The 12,982-nt window shown below is 66.7% G+C and carries 12 protein-coding genes; 1 reads left to right on the top strand and 11 read right to left on the bottom strand.

The window, feature by feature from the left end; genetic code table 11:
• Window positions 1-7: 7 nt before the first annotated feature.
• The 7 genes from HYZ11_02830 to HYZ11_02800 form a co-directional block, all read right to left on the bottom strand.
• Complete coding sequence (locus tag HYZ11_02830) at window positions 8-256, bottom strand: carboxymuconolactone decarboxylase family protein (protein ID MBI3126523.1); 249 nt, start codon at window positions 254-256, stop codon at window positions 8-10.
• A 24-nt stretch (window positions 257-280) separates the two neighbouring features.
• Window positions 281-1,543 carry a hypothetical protein gene (locus tag HYZ11_02825; GenBank protein MBI3126522.1) on the bottom strand — a complete coding sequence of 421 codons (1,263 nt, stop codon included), beginning with the start codon at window positions 1,541-1,543 and terminating at the stop codon, window positions 281-283.
• 44 nt (window positions 1,544-1,587) lie between these two features.
• Complete coding sequence (locus HYZ11_02820; GenBank protein ID MBI3126521.1) at window positions 1,588-3,444, bottom strand: TRAP transporter fused permease subunit; 1,857 nt, start codon at window positions 3,442-3,444, stop codon at window positions 1,588-1,590.
• A gap of 132 nt (window positions 3,445-3,576) precedes the next feature.
• Entirely contained in the window at window positions 3,577-4,545 is a 969-nt protein-coding gene (locus tag HYZ11_02815; protein MBI3126520.1) for a TAXI family TRAP transporter solute-binding subunit, read from the bottom strand.
• A gap of 158 nt (window positions 4,546-4,703) precedes the next feature.
• A complete protein-coding gene (locus HYZ11_02810) occupies window positions 4,704-5,675 on the bottom strand; it encodes a TAXI family TRAP transporter solute-binding subunit (GenBank protein MBI3126519.1) in 972 nt (323 codons plus the stop codon).
• 51 nt (window positions 5,676-5,726) lie between these two features.
• Window positions 5,727-6,953: a hypothetical protein gene (locus HYZ11_02805; GenBank protein ID MBI3126518.1), complete on the bottom strand. Its 1,227-nt coding sequence runs from the start codon at window positions 6,951-6,953 to the stop codon at window positions 5,727-5,729.
• Window positions 6,954-7,031: 78 nt separating this feature from the next.
• Window positions 7,032-7,808, bottom strand: coding sequence for an SDR family oxidoreductase (locus HYZ11_02800; protein MBI3126517.1), 777 nt, complete (start codon window positions 7,806-7,808; stop codon window positions 7,032-7,034).
• A 256-nt stretch (window positions 7,809-8,064) separates the two neighbouring features.
• Here HYZ11_02800 and HYZ11_02795 point away from each other — a divergent pair, with 256 nt between their 5' ends.
• Entirely contained in the window at window positions 8,065-8,844 is a 780-nt protein-coding gene (locus HYZ11_02795) for an IclR family transcriptional regulator (protein MBI3126516.1), read from the top strand.
• Here the strand turns inward: HYZ11_02795 and HYZ11_02790 are convergent.
• From HYZ11_02790 to HYZ11_02775, 4 genes are all read right to left on the bottom strand, one after another.
• Window positions 8,826-10,031, bottom strand: coding sequence for an alpha/beta hydrolase (locus HYZ11_02790; GenBank protein MBI3126515.1), 1,206 nt, complete (start codon window positions 10,029-10,031; stop codon window positions 8,826-8,828). The two genes, HYZ11_02795 and HYZ11_02790, sit on opposite strands and share 19 nt — an antisense overlap.
• A 91-nt stretch (window positions 10,032-10,122) precedes the next feature.
• Window positions 10,123-11,265 (bottom strand): LLM class flavin-dependent oxidoreductase, encoded by a 1,143-nt coding sequence (locus tag HYZ11_02785; protein ID MBI3126514.1) that lies wholly within the window; start codon window positions 11,263-11,265, stop codon window positions 10,123-10,125.
• Window positions 11,266-11,470: 205 nt separating this feature from the next.
• A complete protein-coding gene (locus tag HYZ11_02780; protein ID MBI3126513.1) occupies window positions 11,471-12,202 on the bottom strand; it encodes a hypothetical protein in 732 nt (243 codons plus the stop codon).
• Entirely contained in the window at window positions 12,199-12,723 is a 525-nt protein-coding gene (locus tag HYZ11_02775) for an RNA polymerase sigma factor (protein MBI3126512.1), read from the bottom strand. Before HYZ11_02775 ends, HYZ11_02780 begins: the two co-directional genes overlap by 4 nt.
• Window positions 12,724-12,982: the final 259 nt, after the last annotated feature.

The raw sequence follows: 12,982 nt of genomic DNA, 5'->3' as shown, positions 1-12,982 counted from the left end.
GCCCGAGTCAGAAGTCGCAGGTGTTGACGGCGGAGGTGCGGATGATGGCCAGCTCCTTCGTCTTGGCGTCCAGCTTGCCGCCGCTCTCGCGCTGGATGGCGGTGGTGAAGGGGATGAGCCACTTCACCGCCCAGGGGCTGTGGGCGACGGTGCGCGTGGAGTTCGACACGAACCCGAGGAGCTCCCGGGCGCCGTCGAACGCCCGGCGGACCTCCTCGGAGGCTTCCTCGTCCTTGATCATGGGCAGCCGGGGCATCTCTCTCTCCCGTGGCGAGGCGGCCTAGCGGCCCGCCTCGCTGACGATCCTGCAAAACTCCTCGTTGGTGAGCTGGCGCTTGCGCCAGCGGATCTCCGAGCGGACCCTCTGCACCACCGCCGGCTCCTTGCCCGGGGTGATCCTCAGGCCCAGCTCCTTCGCCTTGGTGCGCACGGCCCAGGGGCCGGAGTAGTGGCCCAGCAGGTTGTGCTGAGCGTTCCCGAACATGTGGGGCTTCATGCAGAGGTAGGACCAGAAGCCCTCCTCGCCCTCGGGCACACAGTAGTGGACCTCGACGAGGTGGGAGAAGGCCGTCTTCCCGACGAAGGGCAGGGTGTCGGTCATGGGCCACTTCATGACGTCGGAGACGAGGCGGGAGAGCTCCGTCATCTTGTCGAGCTTAATCCCCAGGTCGACGCCGTAGTAGATCTGGATGACCGAGGCGATCTCGGCCAGGGGCGCGATGTGGGCGCGCTCGCCCAGGCCGTTCACGCAGGCGTCGATGAGGTCGGCGCCTCCTTCCACGCCGGCGTAGATGGCCGCCGTGGCCAGCCCGATGTCGTTGTGGGTGTGCAGGCCGATCTCGGTGCCCGGCAGCAGGCGCTTCATCTCGCGCACCACGTGGGTGTAGACGGGGGTGATGGCCATGCCGTTGATGTCGTCGAGCTTGATCATGTCGGCGCCCGCGTCCACCAGCTTCTTGCAGACCTCGGCGAGGCGCTGGATGGGGATGCGGGTACAGTCCTGGATGAGGCAGCCCACCTTCTTGTCCTTCCCCGATCTCTTCCGGGCGTAGGCGACCGAGCCCATGGCGCGCTCGATGGCCTCCTCGATGGTGATGCGGGCGCCCGCCATGGACTCGAAGAGGCACATCTGGTGCTCGGAGAAGGAGAAGCACAGGGTGGTGTAGTCCGCGCCGTGGTCCACGTTCAGGTCCACCTCCACCTTGGCCATCTCGGGGTTCAGGACGGCGGTGGGATGGACCAGGGCCTCGATGGTCACCCTGGGGTGGCGCTTCTTGACCTCCTCCATCTCCTGGGGGTCGTCGTGGTGCATCTGGAGCATGCCGACGCCCGCCTCGACCAGCTTGTCGGCGATGAGCAGCACCTCGTCGCGGCGCAGGGAGACGCCGGGGAGCTGGCGCCCCTCGCGCAGCGTGATGTCGCAGAGCTTGAGGTTGGGCGAGATGGTCATCTTGGAGCGGATCTCGTCCGAGAAGCAGTGCTGCGAGATCCGCCAAGAGCCGGTGATGGCTTCGAGCTTGCTGTTGACCGGGTGCCCAGGCATCTGTTTTCCCTTTCCCTCCGTTGGGAAGCGCGGTGCGGTGTACGTTATTGCCGGGGCGGGTTCGCCGGCGCCGCGCCGGCCCCCTTGGCTTGGAACAACCCGGCGGGCCAGGCGATCTGCTTGATGATCGCCGCGCCGAGCAGGACGAGGCCGATGAAGAAGGGTGTGGGCGTCGGAGTCACCACATCGGCCGTGAAAAAGACGGCCGAGGCGAGGAACAGCAGCCGGTCGGGCAGGGTGGCGCGCTTGATGAAGTAGCCCTGCAGGCAGGCCGCCGCCGCCGTCGTGGCGAAAAAGGCACCCGCCGCCGCGAGGAAAATCTCATAGGGCGTGCCCAGGCCCATCAGCGCGGGGTTGTAGGCGAAGAGGAAGGGGACGAAGAACGCGACGTACCCGTAGCGCATGGACTCCCACGCCGTTTTCCAGTAGTTGGCCCCCGCCAGCTTGGCCCCCGCCAGGGCGGCGAGCGCCACGGGCGGGGTGAGGGCCGAGAGGATGGAGTAGTAGAGGACGAAGAAGTGGGCCGGGAGCTCCTGTGCCCCCAGCTTCATGAGGGCGGGCACCACGATGACCGCCACCACGATGTAGGCGGGCACGGTCGGAACCCCCATCCCCAGGATAGCCGAGGCGATGGCGGTCATGACGTAGGCGAGGAGAAGGTTCCCCTGGGAGTACTCGGCCACCAGCAGAGGCAGCTTGAGGCCGACGCCCGTCGCCATGATGATCTTGACGAAGATGGCGATGCAGGCCATCCCGGCGGCGAACTCCGCCGCCCGCCTCCCGCCGTTGTCGAGGCAGCGCAGGAGGGTGGCGGTGTAGCCCGCCTCGGACTTCTCGAGACCCAGCATCGCGGCCAGGAGCAACGCCGCCCAGAAGGCCGCGAGGTAGGGCGTGTAGCCCAACACCATGATGAACACGAGGGCGGCGATGGGGAGGAAATACTTCCAGCCGCCCATGATATCGCGCAGCCGGGGGAGCTCCTCGACCGGGATGGCCTTGAGGTCCCGGTAGTGCGCCCGGAAGTGCACGCTCAGCCCCACCGTCCAGAAATAGAGGATGGCCGGGATGGCGGCATAGCCCATGATCTTGACGTAGGGGGTCGAGGTGAACTCGGCCATCACGAAGGCCACCGCCCCCATGACCGGCGGCATGATCTGGCCGCCCGTCGAGGCCGCCGCCTCGATCGCCCCCGCGACATGGGGATGGAACCCCTGGCGCTTCATCAGCGGGATGGTGAAGGTGCCCGTCGTCACCACGTTGGCGACGGGGCTGCCCGACCCCATCCCCATCATGGCGCTGGCCATGACGGCGGCGTATCCCCCGCCCGCTTTTTTCCCGCGGAAGAGGGCGAGCGGTAGGTCGATGAAGAACTTGGCCACGCCCGAGTTCTCGATGAAGCTCCCGAACACGAGAAAGACGACCATGTAGGTGGCCGAAATGAAAAGGAGGGTCCCGTAGATGCCCGAGAGGTCGGTCGTGAGCATGGCGATCAGGCGGACCGGCTCGATACCTCCGTGGAAGAAGGCGCCGGGGAGCCAGGGGCCGGCGAAGGCGTACCCGATCCCGATCAGCGCCATGATGGGGAAGACGGGCCCGAAGGCCAGGTGGGAGGCGGCCAGCACCAGCACGATGATCACGAGGCCGATCGCCGTGTCCACCGAGGTGGGGAAGCCCTCCCGGTCCACGAGGGCGTCGGCCTCGATGTGGATGTAGGCCACCGCCAGGAGGCCGAGGGCCAGGGCCAGCAGGAACAGGTAGCGGGTTCTTTCTTCCCGCTGGGCGGCCTGGAGGAACACGACGCTCAGGCCGAAGGCCAGGTGGATGTTAAGGAACGGGATGTGGGAGAAGAGGACGATCTGGGTGCTGAAGAGGTGGTAGACGGCCATGCATACCGCGACCACGGACGCCGCCCACGCGATCCTGTTGCCTCCTAACAGCGGGATACCCATGCTGACGGTCCTATCTCTGGAGGGGGAGGGCGCCTGGCCCCCGGCCGCCGCCGGCTTGGCCGGCGGCGGCCGTCAAGGCCAGACTTACTTCATGAGGCCCTTTTCCTTGTAGTAGCGGATCGCCCCGGGATGGAAGGCCAGCTTTGGGGGAAGGCCCTTCAAGGCGTCCTCGGGCTTGACGCCCTTGGCCGCCGTCGAATACTTGCCTAACTCCGCGAGATTCTCCTGGATCGTCTTGGTGAACATGTAGGCTGTCTTTTCGTCCATCTTGGCGGAGACGCCCGCGATCAGGTACTCGCTCATGGTGGGGAAGCCCGGGCTCCCCTTGAGGAGGCCGGCCGGAATCACGTAGCGGTCCAGGCCGGGCCGCTGGACGAGCTTGGTGATGGTGGGCTCGTCGAGGCCGAAGAAGTTCACGTCCAGGGTGGACATGACCTCCTGGACCCAGGGGGCGAGGGAGCTGCCCGTGGCCAGGCCGAAGCCCGCGTCGATGTTCCCGTCCCGCAGGCTGTCGATCATGGCGCTGGGCTGGAGGTAGAGGAGCTGCGCCTTTCCCTTCAGGCCCTTCGCGGCGACCACGAGGTCGCCGCCCACGCGGGTGGAGCCCGCGGGGGTGCCGACCGCCATCTTCTTGCCGGCGATCTGGTCCCACGAGGTGACGCCCGAGGCCTTCCGGGCGAACCAGAGGAAATGCTGCCCGTACATGCTGAAGAGGGCCTGGACTTTGGCCTTCTCCTTGAAGGGGGCCTTGCCCTCGAGGGCGTCCGCCACCACCATGCCGGAGAAGCCCGTCAGGTGGATTCTCCCCGCGTCCACGAGCCGGATGTTGGCCACCGTGCCGCCCGTCTCCTGGGGCGCGAGGGCGAAGTCGTTCGGATGAGCCTTGTTGATGATGGTGGCGACGCCCACCATGTACGGGAAGGACGCCGTCCCCACCGGGGCCGTCCCGAGCACCATGCTCTTGGGGGCGGCGTCCGGCGCGGAGGGCAGGGCGCCCACCAACAGGCAAGTCAGAATCAGACCCAAAGCCGTCCGGACATGCTCGGTCATCATGGCTTTTCTCCCTCAGCGGACACCATGGTTTAAACCCCCTCGTCTCACCGGGGGCACCCAATCCCCATTTCCCCCGGCCCGAACCCTCGTGTAATGGGCCTTCGCTCTCGCCGCGTCCTTCGCCGCCGGCGATCGGCTTCTCTCCCCGGGGGATGCCTTTACTTCATGAGGCCCTTTTCCTTGTAATAGCGGGTCGCGCCGGGGTGCAAGGGCACGCTGGAGGGAATGCCCTTGAGCGCATCCTCGGGCTTGGCGCCCTTGGCCGCCGGCGAGTAGCTGGCCAGAGCCGCGAGATTTTCCTGAACCGTCTGGGTGAGCAAGAAGGCCGTCCGCTCGTCCATCCCGGCGGAGACGCCCGCGATGAGGGGGTCGCCGACCGTCGCGAATCCCGGGCTTCCCTTGAGGAGATTGGCCGGCACCTCCAAACGGATCAGGCCGGGCTTCGCTTTGATGAGCGCGGCGATGGTGGGTTCATCCAAGCCGAAGAAATTCACGTTCAGGGACGCCATGACCTCCTGGACCCAAGGCACCGGGGAATTGCCCGCGATCTGGCCGAATCCCGCGTCGAGGTTCCCGTCCCGCAGGCTGTCGATCATGGCGCTGGGCTGGAGATAGAGGATCCGCGCCTTGCCCTTCAGTCCCTTCGCCTCGACCACCAAGTCCCCGACCAGGCGGGTGCCGCCTCCGGGGGTTCCGACGGCTATCTTCTTGCCCTGGATCCGGTCCCACGAGGTGATGCCGGAAGCCCCGCGCCCGAACCAGAAATAGGGCTGCTTGTACATGCTGAAAAGGGCTCGGACGTTGTACTTCTGCTTGAATGGGGGCTTGCCCGCGAGGGCGTCCGCCGCCACCATGCCGGAGAATCCCGTCAGATGGATTTTCCCCGCGTCCAGAAGCCGGATGTTGGTCACCGATCCGCCCGTCTCCTGCGGGGAGAGGGCGAACTCGCCGGGGTGGGCCTTGTTGATGATGGTCGCGACGCCCACCATGTAGGGGAAGGACGATGTCCCGGCCGGGGCCGTTCCGAGGATCATGGTCTTGGGGGCGGCTTCCGGGGCGGAGGGCAGGGCGCCCGCAAGCACGAAGATCAGGACCAGACCCAAAGCCGCCCGCGTGCGTTCATTGCGCATGGCCGATCTCCTTTCTTGGGGTTCCGGGCCGGGGCCTTCACGGCCGGGAGATCATGCGCCCAGCGCGCGGGCGAACTTCGCGAACTCCTGATCCGTCACGGTCCGCTTGCGCCACCGGACCTGCTCCCGGATCTTCTCCAGCATTTCCATGGCCTGCTTCTCGGTCAATTTGATGCCCATCTCCTTCGCCTTCCGGCGGACGGCGAAGGGGCCCGAATACAGGCACCACAGGATGCGGCTCTTGTTCCCGACCGTCTCCGGCGCCCAGGCGTTGAACGACCAGCGGTCGCCCTCGGGCAGCACGTAGTGGACCTCGGCCGCGTGGGAGAAGGAGCGTTCCCCCACGCCCGGTAAATGGGAATACACGGGAACATTCCAGAGATCGGACACCAGGCTGGAAAGCTCGCACATCTTCTCCAGGCGTATACCCGTGTCCAAACCGTAGAGGATTTCGGCGATGGCCGCCACCTCGGCCAGGTTGGGGATCCCGGCGCGCTCGCCCAGGCTGTTCACGCCGGCGTCGATGATGTCGGCCCCGCCCTCGAGCGAGGCGAAGAGGGCGGCCGTGCCCAGGCCGAAGTCGTTGTGGGAGTGGACGGCGACCAGGGTGTTGGGGATGACCTTCTTCACCTCGCGGACGTGGTGCTTGTACACCGCGGGGATGATGGGTGCGCAGATATCGTCGAGCCGGATGATGTCCGCCCCCGCGTCCGCCAGGGAGCGGGCGATGTTCAGCAGGCGCTTCAGCTCCAGGCGCGAGAAATCCATGAGCAGGCAGCAGACGGTCGCGCCCTGGCTCTTCGCGTAGCGCACGGCCTCGCAGGCCTTGGCCAGGGCCTCCTCGCGGCTGATCTTCATCTTGCCCATGGACTCATAGAGGCCGAAGTTGTAGTCGGAGACGGCGAACGCCATGCAGATGATGTCCGCCCGGCACTCGATGCAGTTGTCCACCTCGTGGCGGCAGGTCTCGGGGTTGAGGGTCGCGGTCGGGTGGACGAGCACCTCGACCTTGAACGGCGCCTTCAGCGCCTTGACCTCCTTCACCTCCTCGGGGTCGTCGTGGTGCATCTGCACCATCGGGACCCCCGCCTCGGCCAGCTTCTGCGCGACGAGGATGACCTCCTCCTTGCGCAGGTTGACCCCCTCGTACTGCCTCCCCTCCCGCAGGGTGAGGTCGCAGATCGTGACCTTCTTGGGAAGGTTCATGTCCGCGCGGATGGAGTCGGCGAAGTTGTATGGGCTGACCGCCCACCGATCGGACTCATGCTTTGGCGCCATGTGTGACCTCCAGATCAAGAACGGATGAAAGAGCCCCGGGGGGGGAAGGAATGGCCTCTCAATGCTCCCGCGGCGCGCTCAGGATTGCAGGAACCCGCCGTCCAGCTGGATGGCCTGGCCCGTCAGGGAGATGGAGTCGTCGGACGCCAGATACACGGCCAATGGCGCGAGCTCCCAGGCCTCGGTGAAGCGCTTGACGGGGATGCGCTGGCGGAACATCTCCCTCGCCTCCTCGGGCGTCTTCCCCATCTCGGCGGCGAAGTTCTCGACGCTCGTGTCCCACATCTGGGTGTCCACCAGGCCCGGGCAGATGGCGTTCACGGTGATGCCCTTGTCGGCCACCTCGCTGGCGAGCGACCGCATGAAGCCGAGGGCCCCGTGCTTGGAGGCGGCGTATGCGCTGCGGTAGGGGAGGCCGATCTTCCCCGAGCTCGAGTTGATGTTGATGATGCGGCCCTTCCCCCTCTCCAGCATCTGGCCCAGGAACGCCTGGGTGACGAGGAATATGCCCGTCAGGTTGATCGCCAGCGTGGTGTCCCACGTCTTCTCGTCGAGCGTGGCGGCCGGCCCCTTGCTCAGCACCCCGGCGTTGTTGACCAGGATGTCCACCCGGCCGAAGTGCTCCAGAACGGTCTTCGCCGCTTGGCGGATGTTGGCCCGGTTCGTCAGGTCGAGCCGCACGGCCAGGCTCCGGCGGCCCAGCCCCTGAACTTCCTTCGCCACGCTCTCAACCTCGGAGGCCGTGCGGGCCGCCACGGCGACGTCGGCCCCCTCCCGGGCGAACGCCAGGGCGATCTCGCGCCCGATTCCACGGCCCCCGCCGGTGATGAACGCAATCTTGTTGAGGAGTCTCATAAGCGGTGGTCCCCCTTGGTTTCATTATTTGGAACTAGGTTTCATGAGGTGCATACAAAATTTAGGATGCACCTGTATGATTTGCCACTCCCAAATCTACTTCGTTCTATATATTGAAACTATGTTTTGAAATGTGGTATAGATAATTTATGGGCTCGGGCTGGAAGCCTGTCAAGTCAAAAACCCCTGGGAACCTGTCGGAGCGGAACCCGCCGGATCATTTGGATAGCAGGACGGGATTCCGCCGGAGCGCGGGATGAATCAATCGCTGCAGAAGACGGCCCGTATCCTCGACATCCTCATGGAGTCGAAGGCTCCGATCGGGGTGAACGAATTCGCCCGCCTCCTGAGGATGCCCAAGAGCACGGTCTCGCGCTTCATGTCCACGATGGAGTCGCTCGGCATGGTGCGCCGGGACCCCGAGAACGGCCGGTTCTTCCTGGGCTTCCGGCTCTTCGAGCTGGGTTGCAAGGCCGTCGAGGACCTGGGCCTGCGCAAGGCCGCCCTCCCCTTGATGGAATCCCTGCGCGACCGCATCAACGAGAGCGTCGTCCTGACCGTCCTGGAGGACACCCACATCACCTACCTGGACATAATCGAGAGCCATCACGCCATCGTCGCCCGCACCCACGTGGGCGGGACGGCCCCCGCCTACTGCGTCTCCAGCGGGAAGGTGATGCTCGCCCACCATCCGGAGCGCATCGAAAAAGTGATTGCCCAGGGCCTGCGCCCCTACACCTCCCAGACCGTCACCGACCCGGACCGCTTGCGGCGCGAGTGCGAGAAGGCCCGGGAGCAGGGCTACGCGCTGAACCGGGGGGAGTTCCGCGAGGGGGTCAACGGCGTGGGGGCTCCCATCTTCAACGCGGCGGGCGCCGTGGTCGGCGCGGTCAGCACCTCCACCCCCGCGGCGCGGATGCACAAGCAGGCCTGGCAGGAGCACGCGAAGGCCGTCACCGAAACCGCCCGCGCCATCTCCCGGCGCCTCGGCGCCACGGTGCACGAAGGGGCGGCGGCTCACCACCTGCCCGGGTAGTCCTCCGGAAGGTCGCCCTTGTAGGGCCCCGCGCCCGAGCCCTGACGGACGTACACGATCTCCTTGTGCCCGGGGCGGATGTTCCCGTTTAGCGCCTCCCGGAGCCAGTCCGCCGCGAAGGGATTGAGGTCCAGGCCGCCCAGGCCCTTCATGCCCCAGACCCGGTGGAACTCGTTCTCGAGGATCCACAGCTCCTTCGGGCAGTTCAGCCTCCCGAAGAGGGCGAGCGCCCCCTCCACCGGGCTGAGCGGATCGAACTCCCCCGTCCCGAGCAGGACCGGGCAGCGGATTCGCTCCGCGTGTCCGTCGAGGGTCATCTTCTCGACCATCCGGTCGAAGGCTTCCTCGTCCGAGACGCCCGCCATGTACATGAATATCTGCTTGAAGCGGGGGGAGGTCTCCTCGAAGATGTGCCGGGTCCCGGAGAGCATCGCGCTGGCCGCGGCGCAGGCCTTGAGCCTGGGCTCCAGGGCGGCGAGGCGGGGCGCCCAGAAGGAGCCGAAGCTGATGCCGAAGGCCCCGATCCTGTCCCCATCGATCTCGGGGCGCGAGGCCAGGTAGTTGACCACGGCCTGGGCCGCGCGCTCGTAGTTGTCGTCCGTCACGCGGATCTTGCGGATGTTCGACATTCCCTGGCCGGGGCCGTCCATGGCGCAGGCGTGCATCCCCCGGCGATGGAAATCGTTCTGGAGGATGTAGGGGTAGAACTCCTTGGTCTGGTCCATCCCCGGGATGTAGAGCACGCAGGGGGCCTTGCGCCGGTCCGGCAGCAGGTGGAGCAGGATCTGGATCTGCTTGCCCTCGAAGGGCACCTCGATCCGCTCGATGGGGTAGGGGGCGAGTGAGGCGGCCTTGTCGTAGCAGCGGATGAGGCCCGCGTGGAGCTTGAGCTTCTGCGGGTGGTCGTCCTCGTAGATGACGTGCTGGCCCTTGCGGTAGGACTCGGCCGCCTGGACGTAGGCCTCGAGCGCCGTCTCCTTGTGCCCCGCCTCCTCGGCGGCCCGGGCCACGGCCTCCTTGTGGGCGGCGTCCGCGCCCTGGAACTTGCCGATCATCTTGTAGTTCTTGACGCCGCGCGGCAGCTCGAACTTCTCGTCCTCGAAGTTCTGGACCATGCCCGAGCTCTTGGCGACGTAGTCGAGGATCCACTGCTGGCTGTCGCGGCGGCGGGTCAGCTTCCTGGACATTCGGACCTTCTCCCGGTTGAAAAAAGACGAATGAGCGCGCCCGCCGCGAGGCGGGCCTTAAGACGGGCCCGGCAAGAACGGCCGCCGGGCGTCAGGCCTGGCGGGCCGCGGCCCCGGCCGCCCCCGGCTCCGCCGGGGCGGGGGGCTCCGGCAGGATGACCGGATCGAGGTCCCGCAGCAGCGGGAGGACCTCCCGGCCGAATATCCCGGCCTCCTCCAGGTAGGGGTAGCCGTGCATGATGAAGTGGGCGACCCCGGCGTGCACGTAGGCGCGGATCTGGCCGGCCACCATGTCCGGCGTGCCGACGAACATCGTGGCGCCTCCGCCGCGCACCTTGTTGATGCCCATCCAGATGGTCTCGGTGAGCCAGTAGGAGGGGTTCCGCGACGCCATCTCGTTGATGCGCCGCTGGCTGGTGGACTCGGTCATGCGGACGGAATCGGCCCAGGTGGCGGTGTTGCCCAGGTCGCTGCCCTCGATCATGCGCTCGGCGGCCCGGCGGGCCTCCTCCTTCGTCTCGCGCACGCAGATGCAGTGCCGCACCCCGAACTCCAGGGGCCGGGCGCGGGGCTGCTCCGCCGCGAGCCGGGAGACCTCCTCGACGTCCTTGGCCACGGTCTCGGGCTCGTAGGCGAAGAAGACGTGCACGTCCCCGAAGCGGGCGGCCACCCGCTTGGCGCTCTCGGAGCTCCCGGCCAGGAAGATGTCCGGGTGCGGCTTCGTGTGGCGGGGCGGCCAGACGTGGGCGCCCTCGATCTTGAAGAACCTCCCCTCGTGGGTGACGGGGCCCTTCTCCTCCCAGATGCGCATGACCACCTCGAGGAACTCCTCCGTGCAGTCGTAGCGCTCGTCGTGGGCGGCGTGGTAGCCGTAGCGCCGGAGGTCGGCCGAGTTGGCGCCCGAGACGACGTTGAGGGAGAGGCGGCCGCCGGTGAGGTAGTCCAGCGTGTTCGCCTGCTGGGCGGCCAGGACCGGCCCCACCAGGCCGGGGCGGAAGGCGACGAGGAACTTGATCTTGCGGGTGCGGGTGGCGAGGGCGGCGGCCGTCTGCCAAGCGTCCACGCAGTGGGTGCCCGTGGGGACGAGGATGTTGACGCAGCCGGCGTCCTCCGCGGCCCGGGCGACGCGCGTCAGATAGTCCAGGGTGGCGGGGCGCTCGGGGACCTTCGGGTTGGCGTGATGGCCGTCGCCGGCGTTGAAGGAGCACAGCGCCCAATGGAACTGGACCGGCATATCGGACCCCCCGGCTCCCTCACGCAAGCGCAGGCACCCGCCAGCGCCGGCGGCTTATATTCTAGAAAGTGAAACGTGATTCCGAATAGCGGCCTGGCCGATCCTGTAAGCCGCCGGAGGGAGCCTGTCAAGGCAGGACGGGCGGGCAAAAAAAAAGCCCGGCGGATAGGGTCCGCCGGGCCGATGGCCTTCGCAGCGCCTTATGTCACCTTCCCTCCACGCCGGCCCTCTGCACCACGGCCGCGGAAAACTCCTTGAACCGCTCGAGGGTCAGATCCCCCACGAGGGCGTAGATGAACGGCCCGTGGCGCCACACGAAGGTCCGCGGGGACTCCTCGTTCAGCAGCACCCAGCCCTCCTTGCGCAGGACGTGGGGCCACTCCGCGTTCTGCTCCATGGGGACCACGGTGAGGAAGAGGCGGACGTCCCCCGTCCGGTAGGCCAAGCGGGCGATCTTCTTGCCGTCCACCTCGCGCAGCGTGGCGCCCTCGAGGACGAATTCGCTCTCCCCGGTCACGGCCACTTTCTGCTGGTAACGGAAGTCCTTGTTGAAGGAGAAGAAGAGCTTGTCCAGCCGGCCCTTCTGGCGCTCCCGGATGGCCGCCGGAAGGGCGTCACCCAGGCGGGAGAGATTCCTCGCCTCCTGGGCGACGATGTCGTAGGGGTCCGGGGAGTCCCGGTCGGAGAGCCAGGCGTAGCCGCCGAGGCCGGCCGCGAGCGTCAGCGAGGCGGCCAGAGCGCCCCCCAGGCTGGCCTGCCAGAAGCGCCGGGTGAGCCAGCGGTTCTCCCGCCGCTCCACCTCGGCGAGCCGGTAGAAATGCTCCACCAGCCGCTCCGGAGCACGGTGGCGCTCGGCGTACTTCTGGACAAGCCCGCTCATTTCCACGTCGCGGGAAATGCCCTCCGCCTGCCCTTCGCCCGGTCCCTGCGGTCTCATTTTCCCTTCGGCTCCTGGTAAACCTTCAGTTTCTTGCGGAGCGCCTGGTGCGCCCGCCACAGCTTGCTTTTCACCGTCCCGGCCGGAATGTTCATCACCTGGGCGATCTCGTCGACCGAAAACCCTTCCACGTCCGCCAGGATCACGACGCTCCGGCTGTCCGGATGGAGGCCCGCGAGCGCCTCGTTCAGGTCCTGCCGGAGAAGCTCGGGCGGCAGCTCCGAGAACCCGCCCTTCTCCGACGGGGCGGAGAGTGTGGATTCGTCCTCGGGGTAGCCGGCGGAAGTCGCCTCGTACCGGCCCCGCCTCAGCCGGTTGATGTAGGTCCTCCTAATGATTGTAAACAAATAAGTTCGGATTTCTCCTCCCTCTAAATTGCAGTTTCCGTTCAAAAATACGCGGGAAAGTGCGTCGTGAACGATATCCTCGGCCTCATCGCCGTCATGGGTGAGCCAACGGGAGAAGCTGTAGAGGGAATTCAGCTGGGGCAATAGGGCCCGGAGAAAGGCTTCTCGGTCCACGGAAAATCGGATGCCTCCCTCGTGTCCGTCCCAATCCATCGGGGAAAAGGGCAATTTAACGAAAGCGGCGGGGGCCATTTTACCCCAAATGCCCCCTCCCGGGGGACGCCCTTTCCCCCTTCCCGGGGCGCCGGGCGAAAAAGCAGGGATTTTGCCCTCGATTTCGGCTGGTTTTTCCCCCGATCCGGGGCGAAAATCGCGCTAAACTCCCGGGAAGCGGGGGGGATTCGGGCCCACTTTCGCGCGAGGGAGAGCGCCG

The organism is Candidatus Tectomicrobia bacterium (assembly GCA_016192135.1).
GTDB lineage: Bacteria > UBA8248 > UBA8248 > UBA8248 > UBA8248 > 2-12-FULL-69-37.
Note: the sequence above shows the minus strand (reverse complement) of the source record. Positions and strands in the feature narration are given on the sequence as shown.